Here is an 18,281-nt window from a genome sequence, read left to right as displayed (position 1 = left end):
ATGGCTTGGTTGTTAGTCGTTTATTGCCTTTGCGGCATAGCGATATTACCAAAATCCCTGCACGGGAAGTGTTGGTACCATTGACTTTGGGGCGAAACCAGGGCTATTGGGGGTAAAATCAGGGCGTGGGGGCGAATCGTTCCTGGAAGGCGGTTAAACAGCTGGCCGATACCGGCACGCTGATATCGCTCAGCCCTTCCAGTTCCAGGTAATGTCCTTTTGAATTTTTCTTAAAAAGAACCACTTTGGAGATATTTACAAGATATGAGCGGTGTGCGCGCACGAAAGTACCGGCAGACAGGTAAGTCTCCAGTTTTTTCAGGGAGGTTCTGACCAGTTCTTTACTGATAGTATTCCCGGAGAGGTAAAACACCTGCACGTAGTTGTCTTCCGCTTTCATGAGCAGCAGTTTGCCCGGGTGCAGGGTAAGTACGGGCTTATCATGTTCATCGCGGATCAGGATACAGGGATCTGCTATGGTTTTGGTTACCTGTTCTTTTTCGAGGCTCCGGAGCTGGGCCATCTTCTCCCTGGTAAAGAACCACAGGAGGGCAATGCAGTAAGGCAATGGTAAAATAAGGGCGATATAACGGAGGGTATTAATAAATTCAGACCAGGTAAGGAAAAAGGTATCTACAAGAATTACATCCACTATAGTAACCATTACCGCGATACCCACTATTTCTCCTACAAACCAGCAAAGGTAAGTAGCGTTAGTGAGTCTGCGGCGCCACTTCAGGCGGTACAGGCCGAACTGTGAAATGCTCAGCACCAGTACCCCGCACAGGGTAAAAATAAAGAACAATGCCATCAGCGACAGCTGTTGCCCTTCGTACCACATGTTAATATTAAATGGCAGAAAGATGTACATGAACAGGAAACTGAAAACGCTGCAAAATACGATCAGGGAAATCCTGTTGGCTACGGAATCCAGTAACGTAAAGCGGGGTTGCTCTGCAGCATACCTGGAAATAAGTGGCAAAGTAGGTAAGCTTTTCATGTAGTGGATGATTTACTGTAATTAAGTTAAGCAAAAAAGCCGGAATGGGAAATCGCTGTCAAAAGTGGGGTAGCTCCCGGGGTTTTAAGTAGAAGCTACGCCTGAAGCGGTCAATGAGTCATTTTTTTGCTTTATAAATTTATTTTATCCGGACAATACTAAATTATCATATATTTATACCACCTCTTAATTAACCCGGGAGGTCCCATCTATTATGTATGATGGCAGGTTATGCCATCACATAAACACAAATTCAAGAGATTGAGAGAGCATGTAGAGGTTATTCTATGTGAAAATATTTTACTTTATTCCAGTATCAGCATTTAGCGATGTTACCCAAAAAAAAATTATGAAAACTAAATCTGTATTGTTTCTACTTACCCCCTTATGTCTGTTGTACCTATTTCTTGCCTGCAATAAAAATAACGAACAGGCAGCTTCGATAGACCCTGATACCCGTCTGATTCAAGATGCAAAAAATTATTTTTTGAAGGAAGTATTGCCTGATAAGCTCACACAAAACCCAATTGTGGAGCGCAACAACAGACTTCCCCTAGGCAAAATTGCAAATTGGAGAATGGCGAATGTCCAGGACCTAAGATGGGGAAAAACAGTAGTCGTGCCACTTAACCTTCCTAATACATATACAACAACCGATATGGGCGGAACAAAGCAGTCGCTTAATGGCACGTCCTTTCTTGTAGTTTATAGTGATAAGAATAAGGTTAAGCAGGCAGATGTCGTTTTGCTGTTTCCGGACAAGAATTCAAAGAAAGATGCCTTCTCAGGTACGATAATAGTTGAAGATTGGGACGGAGCCATCAAATCGGGTTACAAATATGAGAATGGTCGTGAATACAATGTGGTTACGACAGTAATTGATAAGCGTAAAAGGAATGTAACAACGGAACAAACCTGCATTACGACCGATTGGTACAATTGTGTTAAGGTAGGTAGTTATCCAACGGATTGTCATTACAATTACTCCACAACCCAATGTACAAGTGGCGGCAATACTGGAGGAGGTGGCGGTGGTTGTAATTGCTGGCCTGCGCCCCTGGACCCTGAGACGGTAACTATTTCAAAAGAAGAGCTACTAGAAAGCTTTGATCAGCGCGCAAATCAACTCAATTTGCCAGCGTGCGCACGGAACATCTTCAATAAATTATTGGCAATAAGGACGGGGGAGTTTGCAACAATTATTGATAATTTTACAGGGCAGATCGCCACATTTAGCTGGACATTGGTGATAGGAGACGCAGGAAGAAAGACAAATGCTAATACGAATAATTTACCTTACAGGGAATCAGTAATATCTACTTTTGATGAACGATATCTGAAGGCTGCAACAGACCTGTCAATTGCAAGAACCATGCTACATGAAGGCATTCATGCCTGGCTGGTCAATGCCTTTAAAAGTGATGCAGAGAAGGCAAAGCTGGACTATCCAAAATTGTTTGAAGAATTCGTGGCCGGAAAAACTGATTTAAATGAGGCACACCACAATGAGATAGTACGATCATTTATTAATGACATAGCTCACAACCTGGAATTATTTGGACGGGCATCGGGTTATGTACTTAATAGTCAGTATTACGCGGATATGGCCTGGGGTGGCTTGCAGACTACCAGGTACTTTATGAGGTTACCACAGGCAGACCAAGACAGAATAAATGCAATTCTTGAGGCGGAACAAACTGCGTCATCTGTAGAACAAAGCGATGGTACCACTGTATCACCCAAAGGAAAAAGAGCCTGTAACTAAATGCAATAACAACTAAAACCATTGAATATGAATAAACTATTGATAAGTCTATCCCTCCTTTTATTTTTAGGTGCTTGCAGATCATGGTATAAATCAGGGCAGGGTACCAAACAATATTCAGAAAAGAATGGAAATGAGTTGGAAGCTATAAGACTAAAACGCGTAGGTGAAAGTGACGACAGTGCCATTGTAACAGGAGAAATAAGCACAAAAGGTCGTCGTTATTCCAATAGTATATTGACCAGAATCAAAATAAACGGCAAGGGTTATCAGGGGGATTCAGCAGGGAGGTTCACATTTAAGTTAGCTGAAGGAAAATATAACTTTGCAGGCGCAGCGCTTATGTACAATGAACTATCGGTAAAGAAGATTACGCTCTCCAAAGGCGATAGCCTTGTGTTAAATTTTAAATTAACGCCGTCTTCGGAGCTGCTGGAGTAGAAAATACGGCTACTGATTTCAGCCTTACCGGTTCAGTGAGGCCGTTTTGTATATAATAACAACGCCGCCAAATATACGCAAAGGATACTACCCTGCCGTTATATACAAAATCACAATTAATTGATTATCAATATAATTTTAAGAAATTAAAGAAAGATCGGAAGGTATTTCTTCCGATCATGACCAGGGCTCCTCTCCCGGTTTCAATGCTTTGCCCCGTTGTTTTTCCGCCGCGGCGAAAGCTTCATCCGCCAATGGCCGGAAGCCTTTCGGCGCTTTGGAAGCAGGCCCCTTGTAAATGCCGATAAAGGGTTTGGGGAAGGTTTTGCGGGTAACGGGATCGGTCATACGAAAAAACTGCGGGTACCAGCCCTGCACAGGACTATTGTCCGGCAGCGGTTTTTCCGCTGCCTTATTCCTGTTGGCCAGTATGGCATCCAGGGAGATGTTGTTAAGCGCAGCTGCCGAAAAGAAATAAACTTTGCGGCCGATCAACCGGCCATTCTTTGCTCCCTTAAAAACGCCGGCGTGGTGCCATTCTGTGGAAAATACGCCCAGTTCCTTCGCCGATATTCTGATATTGAACTTCTTCGACAGTAATACCGCCGCCTCACCGGCTTTTAATAAGCCCTTTGCTTCTGCATCCTGGTAATTTTCGGACTTTCCCTGCCGCAGGTAATCACTCCTTTTCATGGTGGCAAGATACAATTAAGTGCTTTAAAAGCGGGCCTGTATTGTTTTTAGCCAGCAATCACCCAATAACAAAAGGCGATCAGATCCGCCACAACCGGAGAAATTGCCTGTCTGACTGCCGTAAACTGGCATATGTGTTGATGGTTTCACGGGATGCTTACCGGAGTGCTCCTTTGCTTTATGCCGCAACGGCCCGGAAACAACCTGGCCTTTATGTGCTACATGCTGCAACAATACAGGGGATACCTGCGTTTTAAAACGGTATTACCCTGAACGCTGACCCGAAATGAAAAAGGTCATCTGAAAAACTGAATAAATATCATCTTAAAACAACACAAAAAAATGGCAACAAAGAAAACCACTGCAGGAAAATCCAAAACAGGTTCCACTACAAAAACAGCCGCAAAGAAAGCCGCTGCGCCTAAAAAAGCAGCTGCTGCAAAAGCCCCGGCTAAAAAGGCTGCGCCAGCCAAAAAAGCTGCGGCTAAGAAAGCTGCTCCGGCTAAGAAAAGTGCAGCGACAACCAAGGCTAGTCCTGCCAAAAAATCCGCTGCCGGCGCATCCGGCAATTCAGGCCTGAAAAAACCGCTGTCTCCCTCCGCTGACCTGGCGGCCGTTATTGGCGATAAAGCGCTGCCAAGAACAGAGATCGTTAAGAAAGTATGGGACTATATCAAAGCCAATAAACTGCAGGATACCGCCAACAAGCGCATGATCAATGCAGATGATAAACTGGGTAAAATATTTGGCGGGAAAAAGCAGATCTCCATGTTCGACCTGGCCAAAGTGATCAGTGTTCATGTGAAATAAATTACCGGCAGGAAAGGTGAACAGGCCATGAGCGGGCGCCTCCGGAGAAACCCGGAAGCTCCCCTGCCGATATGCTACGCCCTTCCAGGAAGCATATTTATATTTCATTTACGAAGCCCAAAGTAACCGGCGGGTATGCCCTGTGAAGCCCGGAATGACCTGGCTTTTTCAGGAAGCATGATCATATTTCATTCTCAGGATCTCTTCTTCAATATCCACCAGCTCGTGAAACTTCCTGATCAGCTCATGCGAGGTATGAGGGTCCCTGTTCAGTTCGTGTAATATGCTACGCTGGTGATCCAGCATCTTCAGGTATACTTTCTTGTATAACTTATGATCCACCCCATCCGTTTTATTGTGCATGGCCACTGCTTTGCGGTGCTCAAGGTCGTCGCGCAGCTGTTTTAATGCTTCATGCGACCTCACCTCCTCGCTGAAATGCGTATCCAGGAAATGGATGCTTCCTTCCAGCAGCCGGTCGCGGATCATCCGTTCCTGCTCTTCAGCAGGCAGCTCATTATCCGGGTCTTCCATTTTCACCCACCGGATCAGCACCGGCAGCGTAAGCCCCTGCACCACCAGGGTAAGCAGTATCACCGTAAAGGTGATGAACAGGATCAGGTTGCGCTGGGGGAAAAGCTGACCATTGTCCATATACACAGGGATGGATAAAGCCGCCGCCAGTGATACCACGCCCCTCATACCTGCCCAGCCCAGGAGCAATGGCCCTTTCCAGCCCGGGCGGTTATCGGCAGTAGTGATGTACCGGCTGATAAATACAGTGAACACCGAGGCAAACATGGTGCAAAGCAAACGGGTCACGATCAGCACCACGGTTATAATAACACCGTACTTAATAGCTTCAGAAAGACTAACAGTGCCCAATTCCTTAATGATCACCGGCAGCTCCAGCCCTATGAGCATAAATACCAGTCCGTTCAGCATAAATCCCAGCGTGGCCCACACATTGGCTCCCTGCAACCGGCTCCGGTATGTAAGAAAATGCTGGCTCCGGGCCGAGAGGAACAACCCTCCGCTCACTACTGCGAGCACCCCGGACCCATGGAAATATTCTGCGGAGATATACATTACATAAGGCGCCGTAAGCGTTAAAATCACATCCATATCTGTACCGGTAGGCAACCAGCGGTGGATAGCATAGTATAATAACCCTACCAGCAACCCGATGGCAATTCCCCCTGCAATCGCAATAACAAAGCTCAGCGCCGCATTTTGCAATACGAATACGCCAGTGGTAACGGCCGTGCTGGCAAAGCTGAATACGATCAAACTGGAAGCGTCATTCATCAGGCTCTCCCCTTCCAGGATGGAGGAAAGCCTTTTAGGCACTTTCACATATTTCAGGATAGTAGTGGCAGATACGGCATCCGGTGGCGACACGATCCCTCCCAGCACAAAACCCAGCGCCAGCGAAAATCCCGGGATCAGCGCATGCGACACTACCGCCACTACCCCGGAGGTAAAGATCACTATCAGAAAAGCGAAGATGGAAATAACACGCCGCCACCGCCACAACTCCTTCCAGGAAGTATACCAGGCCGCTTCATATAGTAAGGGCGGCAGGAAGATAAGCAGGATCATTTCCGGGTTGATCTGAATAGAAGGGAACAACCGGAACATACTAAGCGCAAGTCCACCCAGCACCAGTACGATGGGGTAAGCAATTTTCAGCTTCTGGGCGATCATCACCAGAGACAGAATAAAAAAGATCAGTAAAATGTATTCTATAACGGTAGCGAGCATACTAAAGGTTCTGGTGTTTGAATTTAGTGCTCAAGTTAATATGTTTTCCTGATACCATGAAGATACCTTCTCCCCTGTAATGTACCGTTTTAGGATATTTTGGAAACACCGCAGCCCGTGCCGCCACTACTTCCAGTATAAAGAAATTGTAACCTTTCAGCAATTGTGTATCAGCCACCTTGCATTCGTAGTTGGCGTAACATTCCTTTATCAGCGGCGCTTTCACCACCGCTCCTTCTTCCGGGGTTAGCCCGAATTTCCGGAACTTATCCACCCGGGCGCCGGTGGTATTGCCAATGCCCACAATTTCCTCCACCAGGTGAACGGTGGGAATATTGATCACACATTCCCCGCTTTTCCGGATCATCTCATAACTATGATTGGCAGCCGTGATCATACATCCGATCAATGAAGGAGAAAACTCCATGACAGTATGCCAGCCCATGGTCATAATATTAGTACTGTTCTTCCAGCGGGAACTTACCAGCACAACAGGACCAGGCTCCAGGAACCTGCGGATCTCCGATACCGGCAGGCCGGCTTTCTTATAGGCTCGTTTTATCATTGTATGATTTGCATTTAGTGTCACTGCTATAATACACAACATCCGCAATAATCATACACAACACGTGCCGCTGTTTAATGTCAGACCGGCTATAATATTCCTGTCTAGTCCGGGAAGATCCCCGCAGCTATGTTTATTCTTATTAAATTGACATTAGTTTATTATTAAACCCAGCTCATGACACCAAGAAACACTGCCGCCGGTATCCTTCTATGCCTTATCTTTCTTCATCATTCCTTATATGCCCGGCAGGGCGATCAAAAACAACTGCTGAATAAAGTGCAAAAGATAATGTTGCCGCCTGCCCCTGATGATGCAGCATTCACCATTCCCATCAGCGAAATACCTGTTATTATTGCTTCCGCAACTGAAAAAGAAATCAAACAGCACCTGCCTGTTATCGTCACTTCCCGGCTGGGTAAAGGCAGGATACTGATAACAGGATCGGACCAGTATTTTAAAAAACCGCTTTCAAACGATAAAAATATACAGCAGCTGCTGCAAAATGCCATTGCCTGGGCAGCCAATACCAAAGGCAATACCATACAGCTATGGGGTAGTAATATGGATCTTCCAACATTCCCAAAAGGATATAAAAGCATAACCGATACCGTTAGTATCCATTCCTCAACAGGTATTATTATCATTACACAGGATGTTACCGATTCCGTTAAAATAAACAACCTGGAAGCATTTGTAAGAAAAGGCGGCTCCCTCATATTCGGCTCTCCCGTTGCCGGCATGCTAAACCGGCAAAAGGTCACTTATTTTGAAATGGGGCTGAACCAGCTGTTCAGAAAGGCAGGCATGTTTCACGTCAGCTCTACGGCAAAACCGGATGACAAAAAAGGCTGGCTTACTACCAACCCTATCCCGGCTTACGTGCATATCACTTCTTTGCTGAACGAGTTTAAAACACCAGGGTTTATTCCCCCCACTGCGGAGGCAGACAGCTACTCAAGTACCATCGCCAACTACCTGTTCAATAATCCCGGTACATCTGCCATATCCAATAAGATCAGGGCATTATTCGAAACATCGCAGGCGCCCGTTATCCCTTCTCCCCAACATCCTGTTTCAAAAAATGATGTAAAAAGCATGTTAATCTACCGGGTACAGAACTACCTGGTTACACAACGCCAGCAATCGCATCCTGACACAGGGTACATACATCCTGCCAGCAGAATATTCCCCGGCGAGGTAAGCAAAACTGCTCCGAGAGTAAATGAACAAATAGTGATCCCCGTAAAAACCGGCGCACAGGGTTTACTGGAACCTGATGGAATTTTTTACAGGTGGCACAGCACCGGCCTGTATGTGGCCGCGGGCGATACCGTAACAGTGACCATACCCGCAAACTGTATTCCCTTGCACCTGAAAGCGCAGATAGGCGTGCATGAAGATGACCTCAGCCACATGACTTATTTCACCCGTCATATTGATAACCTCACCAGGACATTTGAACTGGAACAAATGGTCACTACTATCTTTTCTCCTTTCGGCGGCCTGCTGATGATCAATATTCCAGACACCTCTTCCCTGAAAACGCTTACTGTAAAGGTAAAGGGCGCCGTTAAAAGCCCTTATTTCAAACAGGGCGTTACCAGCCGGGAAGACTGGCAAAAGACCATCCGCCAGTATCCCGGGCCCTGGGCGGAACTGGCCACCGATAAAATTATACTCACTGTACCCTCCTATCGTATCCGTCAGCTGGATGATCCCGGGAAGCTCCTGCAGTTCTGGGATGAGGTAATGGATGCCGATGCTAAACTGGCAGATATCGCCCCCGACAGGGTTCACCCGGAAAGGATCATCATAGACCAGCAGGTGGCCTTCGGTTATATGTATACTGCCCCCTATAAAATCATGGCGCCCGATGATGAAAGCTGCACCCTTATGCTGGATGAACAGCAGCTGCGTGCAAAGGGCTCATGGGGTCATTTTCATGAACTGGGCCACCGTCACCAGTTCTGGGGTATTGATTTCAATGGCCTTGGCGAAGTAACCGTAAACCTGTACACGATGTATGTATATGATCACGTATTACATAAAGGGCTTTATAACCACGAAAATATTTCGGGTAAACAGGCGGTAATGGATGATATACGTAAGTATATGAAAGAACAACCGGGCTTTGATAAATTTTGTGAAGATCCGTTCCTTGCTTTAAAAATGTACATCGAGCTTATTGAAGGTTTTGGCTGGCAACCTGTTGAAGCGGTGTTTAAAAAATACCGCGCCCTGCCTGCTTCTCAGTATCCGGTAACAGAAGAAGATAAAAGGGATTACTGGTTTACGGCTATTTGTGCTGCCACGCAGAAAAACCTTTCGCTCTTTTTTGACAAGTGGCAGGTACCTGTTAGAGAAACAGCGAAGAACGCTGTGAGTAATTATCCCCTATGGTTGCCGGAGGAGCTGAAATAGTAATGATTAAAACGACTCCTATGCAAGATCAGTTACGCATCCTTCAGAAGCGCTGCTTACGGCCCGGGCGTATTTTAACAATACCCCGCTCTTTACGTTAGCTGCGGGCTTCACCCATTTGCTGCGGCGCACTGCTATCACCTCTTCTGCCACCTTCAGGTTAAGGGTGTTGGTTACTGCATCAATCTCTATCAGGTCATCATCTTCCACCAAAGCAATCAACCCGCCTTCTGAGGCCTCCGGTGTAATATGTCCTACCACGAAACCATGCGTTCCGCCACTGAACCGGCCGTCTGTGATCAATGCCACGGTTTTGCCCAGTCCTGCGCCGATAATGGCTCCTGTAGGTTTCAGCATTTCCGGCATGCCTGGTGCGCCTTTAGGCCCGATATAACGGATAACTACCACATCACCTGCTTTCACCTTACCCGATGTAATACCTTTGCTGAAAGCTTCCTCGTTATCAAAAACGCGGGCCGGTCCGCAGAACCGTTCACCTTCTTTCCCGCTTATTTTTGCAACACTTCCTTTCTCCGCCAGGTTCCCGTATAATATCTGCAAATGTCCGCCCGGTTTAAGAGGAGTTTCCAGTGGCATCACTATTTTCTGCTTATTGAAGTCCAGCTGCGGCACCTTCTCCAGATTTTCTGCCAGGGTTTTACCGGTAACCGTCAGGCAGTCTCCATGCAGCATTTTTTTCTCCAGTAAATACCTCATCACTGCAGGCACTCCGCCATGCTCATGCAGGTCTTGCATCAGGTATTTACCACTGGGTTTAAAATCCGCCAGCAACGGCACACGGTTGCTGATATCCTGGAAATCGTCCGGAGTAAGCGGCACATCCACACTTTTGCCAATTGCAATCAGGTGCAGCACGGCATTCGTACTGCCGCCCAGCGCTATCACCAGGGTAATGGCATTTTCAAAGGCTTTGCGCGTCATAATATCCCGGGGCTTAATATCCTTTTCCAGCAGCAGTTTGATGGCCTTGCCGATGGCGGCGCATTCTTCTTTTTTTTGCCGGCTTACAGCGGGGTTGGACGAAGAATAGGGCAGGCTCATTCCCAAAGCTTCTATAGCGCTTGCCATGGTATTTGCGGTATACATACCTCCGCAGGCGCCGGCGCCCGGACATGCATGCCGGATGATCCCTTTGAAGTTTTCCTCGCTGATTTTACCCGCCACTTTTTGGCCCCATGCCTCAAAGGTACTTACCAGGTTAATATCTTCTCCCTGGTAATGCCCCGGCGCAATCGCACCTCCGTACAACATGATACCAGGGCGATTGAGCCGTCCCATGGCCATCATTGAACCAGGCAAATTCTTATCGCAACCGGGTATTGTAATCAGCGCATCATAATACTGCGCGCCGGCATTTGTTTCAATGCTATCCGCAATCAGATCGCGGCTTACCAGGCTATAACGCATTCCTGGCGTGCCCATGCTGATACCGTCACTAACACCGGCCGCATAAAAGCGCAGACCCAGGAGCCCATCGGTCTGGTTGATGTGATCCCTCACCTCTGTTGCCAGGTCATTGAGATGCATGTTACAGGGGTTGCCGTCCCAACCCATACTTGCAATGCCTACCTGTGCTTTGTTGAAGTCCTCCTCCCTAAAACCGATGGCATAATACATAGCCTTTGCACCGGGCAATGTTTCGTCCTGCGTTAACACGCGTGAATATCTGTTGAGTATTGCTGACATGATGTTGAATTTTATTACATGTGTGATTTCAGCCTGCTGAGCGTTTCAGGAGAAATGTTCAGGTAAGCGGCGAGATTGGCGTTAGATAATCTTTGTATCAGTTCCGGATTATTTTCAAGCAGGTTCCTGTACCGCTCGGTGGCATTCTGTGTAAGCAGGCTGCTTAGTTTGGAGGTGATCACAGTTAACCCGTATTCAAGTATATAGATATACATTTTATCCCATGCCGGTATTGTTTTCCTTAACCGGAAAAAATCATGATGGGAAATCACCAGCAGTTCAGAAGCTTCCACAGCCTGTATATATTCAGGTGAAGGCTCCCTCGAAATAAAACTGACAATAGACGTTAAGAAAGTATGCTCAAATGCCATGAACCGGGTAGCTACATTATTATCGTTACTGTAATACAAACGAAGACAACCTTTATTAATGAAGAAAATCCGGTCGGCTACCACTCCTTTCTCCAATAACAATTTGTTTTTCGGAACTTCGACAGTATGGAAGCAGGATAATACTGTGCTTAGCTCTTCATCGTCAAGCGATGTTTTTTCCCGTATCAGATCTGCAAGCATTGTTATCATATACCAAAGCTACAGCGAACCTTTTTAAAAAACATTGACCTTGGTCAAAATCGAAAGAGGATATATCAAAGTACGATATATCCTCTTTTACCCGGATGCCTGATGAAGGCCGGCTGTTGTTTAAGCGAAGCTCCACGCTTTCATTTATTTCTGATACATGCTCTTTTCAATTAATAAAACCCTTTTATCAGCAGGTAATCTTTTTCTTCCGCTGCATGCTTTTTCAGCAGCTCCGCATCTTTTGATAATAACTGCACCGTGCTGCTGATAAGGATCACCAGTCGAAGGATACAGAACAGCAATAGTATAATGGCTATGATAAACATATAAAAGCTATTTAATGGAAAGAATATATACAGATAATTCATTCAGATCTTCTTTTGACAACTGCGGGAAGCCGGGCATTTGCGGGTATCCCGCCCTTTTCTTTCCCGGCGTTTTGATCCAGCGCTGCAAACCGGCTGCATCGTTTTTATAAATGCTCACCATTTCCGTCATGGGCGGGCCCACCAGTTTTTCGTAGGGCCGGTGACAGGACGAGCAATTAGCCTGGAAAATAGCAGCGCCTTTCCCTCCTTCTCCCGGCGGAGTTTCCGCATCCTCCTGCACCGGGTGCATCCTTGCTTCGGCCGATAAGCGCTCAAACTCCGCAGTTTTGGCTGCCATCAGCTTTTTATGCGGCGCCAGCGCATTGGCCCGGTACACCTGCCTGCCGCTGCCCATGCACAATACCGTGAGGGTCATGGCTGCCACCACTTTACCAAAATGTTTGTTGAGCTGCTCCTCCGGCCCGTTGATGGCTTTCCACATCCAGTACATGGCAGGCAGCGCAATGGCGGCTCCTGCAAAAATGATCCCCAGCAGGCGCCAGTTCATTCCCTTCGCCGGCAACGTTAACAGCACCACCGGCCCAATCATAAACTGGAACAATGAAAATGCGAAAGCCAGTGAATAGGTTTTCTTTCTTACCTGGTACCGGGTAAGCGTAGTAAAGTAACGTTCAAAAGGATAATTCCTTCTCCCGAAATACCAGCACAAAAACAAACCCGTTACCGCCATGGAAGCAGAGAGAAAGTGGAGGTACCGGGGAAAAACGTTAGGCAGCGCCAAAGCGCTCACGAATCCCCTGACGGTGCCCCACTTCTCAGGAAATAACATCAGGTTAATGTTGGCTAAAAAAATAAGCGGGATAAATAGGAACACCAACACCGCTGCCGCGATAATGGATATATGCAGCGGCTTATTGTGCTCCAGCTTATGCCACGTATATTTATGCAGGTAAGTGAGCAGGAAGGCAAATGTAACCAGCGGAATGATGGAGATCCACATCAGCCCGGTCAGGGCGTTGGCGGAATAAAAGTAAATAGTGTAAAGCGCGTTAATGCTCAGTAAAGGCGCCACGCCCAGCACTACCGCCAGGCTTTTGTTGACCGTAATGGTCCGCGCGATCTCATGCGCCAGGGTATCGTACTCTTTATCCTTCAACCCTTTCAGCTGCGCCCATAAGGTAAGCACAGAACCGCCCAGCATCAGGTTCACAAATACAATGTGTGCCAGGAACGACACTACCAGTAATACTACCAGCAACCATTCCGGCAAAGGCAGATCCAACGGGATATCTCTTGGCACAGGCGTACCCGCCTGCAAAAAAGCTGTCATGTTTTTGATGTTTTATGGGTTCTTTTCTTCTTTCAGTAATGCCTCTGCGGCAGACACATTTTGCAGTGGGTTCACCATTACGCCGGTGGTTTGCGCTCCCTCCAGCGATTCCCCACTCAGCTGCAGATGCCGGATATAAGCGGCCAGCGCCTTCAGCTCTGCTTTATTCCCCGGAAAGGGCGGCATATAGGTACGGCCATTGTGCATGTTCGGAATATATGCTTCCATTGAATTTTCCTCCAGTGGTTTTCCTTTGCCGTATACGCCTTCAAATACCGTTACAATGGAATTAATGCCATTGGTGGTATGGCAACGGCTGCACGACAACATAAACACATCCCTGCCTGCACTTAGTTTATTCGTTTCCGTTATAACCGCCGATCCCGCATAGGTGGCGTATTTCAGGATACCATCCCTTTTGTATAAGGGATAATCTTCCTCCCGTAATAAATTGGAATACATATACCCTCCTATCACGTAAGGCTTCCTGATAAATTCCCTTACCCTTTCAAAAATGCCGAGGAACCCAAAGGCAGCCAGGCAGGGCACCAGTACAAAGACAAAACGTATACTCTCCGGCCGCGCCCAGGCCCAGATACTGATGAGCACCACCAGCGACACGGCGCCGGGAATAATATAACTCAGCAATCCATAATATTTTTCAAATTCCATGCTACCCACTGCCGTACTCATATTGGCGCGCATGGCCTCCGGCATGGCGTTGTAATAGATGCAGGCTGCCGCCAGTGCAAACGGTGCCCAGCCCAGGATCCACTGTGCAGCACTTTTCAGCGCCCCGCTCCTTTCTATACTGCCTTTTTTACCAAAGATGGTGGTGAGCAACATACCAAAGATGCCGCCCAGGACCATGGCCGCAGGCGTTCTGAAAAAGAGCTGTGGCAGGTAAATGGGATTGGTAAACCCGTTCAGCAGGCTATGGTTTTTGTTCCAGTTACCGGGGTCCATCATAAATCCAAGTATGGATACAATAATGGCCATAGTGATCCAGGAAAAGATGGACAGGAACCATCCCAGGCGGATATGACGCAGCTTTCCGCGCAGGGTGGCATTTGCGTTTTTCCAGGTGAGGAAATAGATCATGATCAGCACTACCTCCGTTACAAAGGTGAGCCACTCCACGAACCAGGCGAAGTAGAACACGCGGATCAGGCTCCCGATAGAAGAAGGGCTGATCAATGCGGCGGAAAACCAGATACCTACTCCCGTCATAGCCCCGATGGTGGTAGTGATGATAAAGGCCACCTTCATTTTTTTATATACCATTTCATCCCAGGCAGGGTTTGTGATCTGCGTGGGACCAGCCATTTTAACGCCTTTTTGTTCCAGCCACGCGATGTAGGGAATAAAACCCACTGCCAGCCCGTGGTTGATGAAAACATGCACGATGGCGATCATGGCAATGAGGAACCGGTCGTTCAGCCAGTCGAGGTGAAACATTGGAAAATCCATGTGATGATTTTTAGTCTACAACAATTTTAGCAACAGCAGGATCAGGCAGCATAAGAGCACGCCCACTGCTATCCTGTTTAACAGGATGATGGTGCCCAGCAGGTTTTTCTTTCCCGGCCCGGCGTTATATTCATTGATTGACATACAAATATTTTTACTGTTGGTTTTTTCTGAAACTCTCGGGCGTTGTGCCCGTGTTTTTTCCAAAGAAGGTGACGAAATAAGAGGCGCTTTCAAAGCCAAGTTCCTTGGCCACCTCCGCTACCGATAGTCCCGTGTAATGCAGCAGTCGCCGGGCTTCCAGCGTGATCCGTTTTCGGATCAGCGCTCCGCTCGATACCCCGTTGTATTCCCTGCACAATTTATTCAGGTAATTGGTGGTGATATTAAGTTGACCTGCATAAAAAGAAGGCGTTTTATGCGCAATGAAATGCTCGTCCAGTAACAGTTTGAACTGCCGCAGTTTTTCTTCCTTGTTGTTCTTCCGCTCGGTTCCTTCCACCGGGTTAAACAGCCGCTCCAGGTTACAGAGCAGGATATTGAGATAAGACCGCAGCACGTTGCCGGCTCCCTTCTGGCGGTGATGGAATTCCTGTTCCATAAACCGGGTAATGTGGCTCCACTCTGCCGCTTTGGCGGCGTTCAGACGTACCTCATGCACATTTTCCTTATTCAGGAATGAGAAGTTGAGCAATACATTGTTGTTATATCTCAGGGAGAAGAAACCTTCTGTAAAGCAGATCACGTGACCGCTGGCATTGCGGTTAATATGTATGCTGCATATGCTGCCGGGTTTCACACAAATGATTTTCGGATGATCCAGCAGGATGGTAACACCATCTATCACCGCACTGCCTTCTGCGCTTTCAATGCACAGCAGCATGTAGAACAATTGCCTGTGGGGCTGTTCCAGCAGCGGGTACTTATCGGGGATACATCCCGGGCTGCCTATCCAGAAAAAATCATTACCAGTGTCAAACATGTCGGCAGATAACACAGCGATTTCGCCGGATTTCATACTCATGTAGTAGCTTAATGATGTTTAACGCAATAGTGACTGGTTAAGCCATGGCAGCGGGCGGGCGGAAGATCTGCCTGATCAGCAGCTGGGGGAAATAAGGCGAATGGTAATCGCAAAAGGAGATGATAATTCCGGGAGATACGGGTTTTGCCGGGGCAAGATCAAAGGGTTCACAGAACAGGGTAATTTCTTTAAGCCGGCTGGCCGTATTGCCTTCCTGTTGCTGATCGTTTTCCTTTATTTTCTTTTCGAGGAAACAGGAGCCTTTACACACAGGAATAAGATCGAACCGGTTGATACAAAGTTCTGAGGCGATGTAGTTCCTGTTAAGATAAAATGCGGCTACTATCCAGCAGTTGCCGGTGCTTTGCAAAAGCATTACACACAAAAGCCATATGGATAATATCCGTTTCAATTTTCTTTTAGTAAGATGTTAATATCGTTTATAAGCCGGGTTGTTTCCTTAGGGTCTGTACCGTTATATACGCCGCGTATGTGCCGGGCTTTATCAACGAGAAGCAGTCCCCCGCTGTGAACATACCCACCGGGAGCGGTACTGTCTTTGTATGCCGTGGAGAAATATCCTTTCTCCGCCAGGTGGTATACCGTATCCTGGTTACCGGTCACGAACCGCCATTTGGGGCCGCTTACTTCCTGGCTGGTGGTATACGCCTTCAGGCGGGGAATGGAATCATCTTCCGGATCTATGGTATGCGACAGGAAGAGGACGCCGTCATTTGCTTTGAAGGTGTTGTATACTTTCTTCATTTCTGCGGTCATTTTCGGGCAGATGTTCGGGCACGACAGGAAAATAAAATCCGCCACGTAGATCTTTCCGGCGAATGACTGCTCATTTACCGGGAGGCTGTCCTGGTCGGTGAACGAAAAAGGCGGTACCCCCGGGTAAATGGTGTCGTATACCGTTTTCCCGTTCTGCTCATGCGCCATTACATCAGGCTCTCCCAGGATGGGCAGCCTTTTTCCGGGCCTGTTACATGCGGACAGCAGTAATGCGAGCAGGAGGATCTTTTTCATTGTTATTTTACGCCAGGTGTGGAAGCCGCTTTCATCACAAGTGTATAAGCAGCGGGATTTAACAGGAAGCTGTCTTTACAGGCTGCAGAACAAAACCCGATCACGGCGCCCTGGTAATGGGCTGTGTCATAAATGCCCGCCTTAATGGGCATCCTGCATACAGGGTCACGCCTGTTAGCCACCAGGGCGGTATCGTACTGTTTTTCCTCCGGGGCTACTGTCATGGAAGAATCTCCCCGGGCGGGGGTTTCATGACCGCCGTTCCCGGCGCATGCCGCCAGTACGCCCATTATAAATAATCCTATATAAATCTTCATGCCGGTTCATTTTCATTATCAGCAGCAAAAGTAGGGATTAATACACAGGGACGGGAAAAATGAACAGGACAATAGTTTAGAAAAAAGTAACTAATTTGCTGGAAACAGCAAGTGTGCGGCCTAAAGCTACTGTATAACAAAAGTATGGATACTCCCCGGTTAAGCCATATTTGCGCCGTAGATAAGCCATATTTCCCCGTATATTCCCCGTATATTCTCAGCTACGGGGAATCATGGGCTCCTCCTTTTCTCATTCACGGGTAGTACCCGGTATTCCCCGGGCCGGCCTGCTGATGGCGGATAGCTGGTCAGTACATTCCCTGCCAACGCTTTGCACAGCCCTCCCAAATTCCTACATTTATGCCCTATGGATATAAAAGACGCCATTGCGCTGATAAAGCACACACCTGCCAAAGCAGTCGCCCCGGCAGTTTGGGCCGACCTGGGATGCGGCACCGGCACATTTACCTACGCCCTGGCCCATTTGCTGGAACCAGGCAGCACTATTTATGCGTTCGATAAAGAGCGGCCGCGGTTAGCCTCCCTACCTGATCCGCACCAGGTTCATATAAAGCCCGGGCAACTGGATTTCCTGGCAGATGATTTACCGGTATCAGGGCTGAATGGGATACTGATGGCCAATTCCCTGCACTATGTACCCGGGAAGCCGGAATTTATTGATAAAATAGCCCGGCATTTGCAGCCGGACGGGGCTTTTCTCATTGTGGAATATGAAACATCCAGGTCCAATCCATGGGTACCCTATCCCGTACCATTCCGGGATTTAAAAACGTTGTTCCATGAAGCAGGGTTTACATCTGCCGGCAGGCTGAATGAAAGACCTTCACTATACGGATCAGGGCATATGTATGCGGCGTTGTTCAGGAGGTAAACAGGCATGTATCAAAAACGGACAGCCGGCTGTACTGAAAGTGAACAATTTTATTTTCGTATTAAGGATATAGTCTTGTAAATCAGCCATCTGGGTATCAGGCATCCCGTTTGAGAACTACCAGGATCAAACCCGGA

At 47.5% G+C, this 18,281-nt stretch carries 19 protein-coding genes; 5 read left to right on the top strand and 14 right to left on the bottom strand.

Features of this window, described 5'->3' with window-relative positions:
• Positions 1-118: 118 nt before the first annotated feature.
• Entirely contained in the window at positions 119-1,000 is an 882-nt protein-coding gene (locus ABIE50_RS13825) for a LytR/AlgR family response regulator transcription factor (RefSeq protein ID WP_209860592.1), read from the bottom strand.
• A gap of 349 nt (positions 1,001-1,349) precedes the next feature.
• On the opposite strand from ABIE50_RS13825, the gene ABIE50_RS13820 reads away from it, so the two are divergent.
• Positions 1,350-2,765 (top strand): hypothetical protein, encoded by a 1,416-nt coding sequence (locus tag ABIE50_RS13820; protein WP_209860594.1) that lies wholly within the window; start codon positions 1,350-1,352, stop codon positions 2,763-2,765.
• Positions 2,766-2,792: 27 nt separating this feature from the next.
• Positions 2,793-3,206: a hypothetical protein gene (locus ABIE50_RS13815; RefSeq protein ID WP_209860596.1), complete on the top strand. Its 414-nt coding sequence runs from the start codon at positions 2,793-2,795 to the stop codon at positions 3,204-3,206.
• A 177-nt stretch (positions 3,207-3,383) separates the two neighbouring features.
• On the opposite strand, the gene ABIE50_RS13810 is transcribed toward ABIE50_RS13815, so the two are convergent.
• A complete protein-coding gene (locus tag ABIE50_RS13810; RefSeq protein WP_209860598.1) occupies positions 3,384-3,899 on the bottom strand; it encodes a hypothetical protein in 516 nt (171 codons plus the stop codon).
• A gap of 342 nt (positions 3,900-4,241) precedes the next feature.
• Between ABIE50_RS13810 and ABIE50_RS13805 the strand changes: the two genes are divergently transcribed.
• A complete protein-coding gene (locus ABIE50_RS13805; RefSeq protein WP_209860599.1) occupies positions 4,242-4,709 on the top strand; it encodes an SWIB/MDM2 domain-containing protein in 468 nt (155 codons plus the stop codon).
• Positions 4,710-4,877: 168 nt separating this feature from the next.
• Here the strand turns inward: ABIE50_RS13805 and ABIE50_RS13800 are convergent, their stop codons facing one another.
• Positions 4,878-6,473: a Na+/H+ antiporter gene (locus tag ABIE50_RS13800; protein WP_209860601.1), complete on the bottom strand. Its 1,596-nt coding sequence runs from the start codon at positions 6,471-6,473 to the stop codon at positions 4,878-4,880.
• Between the two features lies 1 nt (position 6,474).
• Complete coding sequence (locus ABIE50_RS13795) at positions 6,475-7,038, bottom strand: flavin reductase family protein (protein ID WP_354028002.1); 564 nt, start codon at positions 7,036-7,038, stop codon at positions 6,475-6,477.
• 177 nt (positions 7,039-7,215) lie between these two features.
• On the opposite strand from ABIE50_RS13795, the gene ABIE50_RS13790 reads away from it, so the two are divergent.
• On the top strand, positions 7,216-9,462 hold the full coding sequence (locus ABIE50_RS13790; protein ID WP_209860610.1) for a M60 family metallopeptidase: 2,247 nt from the start codon (positions 7,216-7,218) through the stop codon (positions 9,460-9,462).
• 18 nt (positions 9,463-9,480) lie between these two features.
• Here the strand turns inward: ABIE50_RS13790 and ilvD are convergent, their stop codons facing one another.
• From ilvD to ABIE50_RS13740, 10 genes are all read right to left on the bottom strand, one after another.
• Positions 9,481-11,169, bottom strand: a complete 1,689-nt coding sequence (ilvD, locus tag ABIE50_RS13785) for a dihydroxy-acid dehydratase (RefSeq protein WP_209860612.1) — start codon at positions 11,167-11,169, stop codon at positions 9,481-9,483.
• A gap of 14 nt (positions 11,170-11,183) precedes the next feature.
• Entirely contained in the window at positions 11,184-11,741 is a 558-nt protein-coding gene (locus tag ABIE50_RS13780; protein ID WP_209860613.1) for a Crp/Fnr family transcriptional regulator, read from the bottom strand.
• 179 nt (positions 11,742-11,920) lie between these two features.
• Entirely contained in the window at positions 11,921-12,076 is a 156-nt protein-coding gene (locus tag ABIE50_RS13775) for a hypothetical protein (protein ID WP_185937172.1), read from the bottom strand.
• 7 nt (positions 12,077-12,083) lie between these two features.
• A complete protein-coding gene (locus ABIE50_RS13770; protein ID WP_209860615.1) occupies positions 12,084-13,409 on the bottom strand; it encodes a c-type cytochrome in 1,326 nt (441 codons plus the stop codon).
• A gap of 12 nt (positions 13,410-13,421) precedes the next feature.
• Positions 13,422-14,879 carry a c-type cytochrome gene (locus ABIE50_RS13765; protein WP_209860617.1) on the bottom strand — a complete coding sequence of 486 codons (1,458 nt, stop codon included), beginning with the start codon at positions 14,877-14,879 and terminating at the stop codon, positions 13,422-13,424.
• Positions 14,880-14,894: 15 nt separating this feature from the next.
• On the bottom strand, positions 14,895-15,023 hold the full coding sequence (locus ABIE50_RS13760; protein WP_260607404.1) for a hypothetical protein: 129 nt from the start codon (positions 15,021-15,023) through the stop codon (positions 14,895-14,897).
• A 10-nt stretch (positions 15,024-15,033) separates the two neighbouring features.
• Positions 15,034-15,903, bottom strand: a complete 870-nt coding sequence (locus tag ABIE50_RS13755; RefSeq protein ID WP_209860619.1) for an AraC family transcriptional regulator — start codon at positions 15,901-15,903, stop codon at positions 15,034-15,036.
• A gap of 37 nt (positions 15,904-15,940) precedes the next feature.
• The gene (locus ABIE50_RS13750) at positions 15,941-16,279 is read right to left on the bottom strand and encodes a hypothetical protein (protein ID WP_209860621.1); all 339 of its coding nucleotides are present in this window, start codon (positions 16,277-16,279) and stop codon (positions 15,941-15,943) included.
• 32 nt (positions 16,280-16,311) lie between these two features.
• A complete protein-coding gene (locus ABIE50_RS13745) occupies positions 16,312-16,935 on the bottom strand; it encodes an SCO family protein (protein ID WP_209860623.1) in 624 nt (207 codons plus the stop codon).
• A gap of 2 nt (positions 16,936-16,937) precedes the next feature.
• Positions 16,938-17,252, bottom strand: a complete 315-nt coding sequence (locus ABIE50_RS13740) for a YHS domain-containing protein (protein WP_209860625.1) — start codon at positions 17,250-17,252, stop codon at positions 16,938-16,940.
• A 367-nt stretch (positions 17,253-17,619) separates the two neighbouring features.
• Between ABIE50_RS13740 and ABIE50_RS13735 the strand changes: the two genes are divergently transcribed.
• Entirely contained in the window at positions 17,620-18,144 is a 525-nt protein-coding gene (locus ABIE50_RS13735; RefSeq protein WP_209860627.1) for a class I SAM-dependent methyltransferase, read from the top strand.
• Positions 18,145-18,281 lie beyond the last annotated feature (137 nt).

It is taken from the genome of Chitinophaga sp. OAE865, from assembly GCF_040546735.1.
GTDB lineage: Bacteria > Bacteroidota > Bacteroidia > Chitinophagales > Chitinophagaceae > Chitinophaga > Chitinophaga polysaccharea_A.
This window is presented reverse-complemented; position numbering and strand designations above follow the sequence as displayed.

Coding starts and splice junctions, on each gene's coding strand:
- ABIE50_RS13765 (WP_209860617.1), bottom strand. CDS start 14,879: ATGGATTTTCCAATGTTTCACCTCGACTGGCTGAACGACCGGTTCCTC.
- ABIE50_RS13825 (WP_209860592.1), bottom strand. CDS start 1,000: ATGAAAAGCTTACCTACTTTGCCACTTATTTCCAGGTATGCTGCAGAG.
- ABIE50_RS13775 (WP_185937172.1), bottom strand. CDS start 12,076: ATGTTTATCATAGCCATTATACTATTGCTGTTCTGTATCCTTCGACTG.
- ABIE50_RS13815 (WP_209860596.1), top strand. CDS start 2,793: ATGAATAAACTATTGATAAGTCTATCCCTCCTTTTATTTTTAGGTGCT.
- ABIE50_RS13795 (WP_354028002.1), bottom strand. CDS start 7,038: ATGATAAAACGAGCCTATAAGAAAGCCGGCCTGCCGGTATCGGAGATC.
- ABIE50_RS13755 (WP_209860619.1), bottom strand. CDS start 15,903: ATGAGTATGAAATCCGGCGAAATCGCTGTGTTATCTGCCGACATGTTT.
- ABIE50_RS13740 (WP_209860625.1), bottom strand. CDS start 17,252: ATGAAGATTTATATAGGATTATTTATAATGGGCGTACTGGCGGCATGC.
- ABIE50_RS13810 (WP_209860598.1), bottom strand. CDS start 3,899: ATGAAAAGGAGTGATTACCTGCGGCAGGGAAAGTCCGAAAATTACCAG.
- ABIE50_RS13735 (WP_209860627.1), top strand. CDS start 17,620: ATGGATATAAAAGACGCCATTGCGCTGATAAAGCACACACCTGCCAAA.
- ABIE50_RS13760 (WP_260607404.1), bottom strand. CDS start 15,023: ATGTCAATCAATGAATATAACGCCGGGCCGGGAAAGAAAAACCTGCTG.
- ABIE50_RS13780 (WP_209860613.1), bottom strand. CDS start 11,741: ATGCTTGCAGATCTGATACGGGAAAAAACATCGCTTGACGATGAAGAG.
- ABIE50_RS13770 (WP_209860615.1), bottom strand. CDS start 13,409: ATGACAGCTTTTTTGCAGGCGGGTACGCCTGTGCCAAGAGATATCCCG.
- ABIE50_RS13805 (WP_209860599.1), top strand. CDS start 4,242: ATGGCAACAAAGAAAACCACTGCAGGAAAATCCAAAACAGGTTCCACT.
- ABIE50_RS13750 (WP_209860621.1), bottom strand. CDS start 16,279: ATGCTTTTGCAAAGCACCGGCAACTGCTGGATAGTAGCCGCATTTTAT.
- ABIE50_RS13790 (WP_209860610.1), top strand. CDS start 7,216: ATGACACCAAGAAACACTGCCGCCGGTATCCTTCTATGCCTTATCTTT.
- ABIE50_RS13800 (WP_209860601.1), bottom strand. CDS start 6,473: ATGCTCGCTACCGTTATAGAATACATTTTACTGATCTTTTTTATTCTG.
- ABIE50_RS13820 (WP_209860594.1), top strand. CDS start 1,350: ATGAAAACTAAATCTGTATTGTTTCTACTTACCCCCTTATGTCTGTTG.
- ABIE50_RS13745 (WP_209860623.1), bottom strand. CDS start 16,935: ATGAAAAAGATCCTCCTGCTCGCATTACTGCTGTCCGCATGTAACAGG.
- ilvD (WP_209860612.1), bottom strand. CDS start 11,169: ATGTCAGCAATACTCAACAGATATTCACGCGTGTTAACGCAGGACGAA.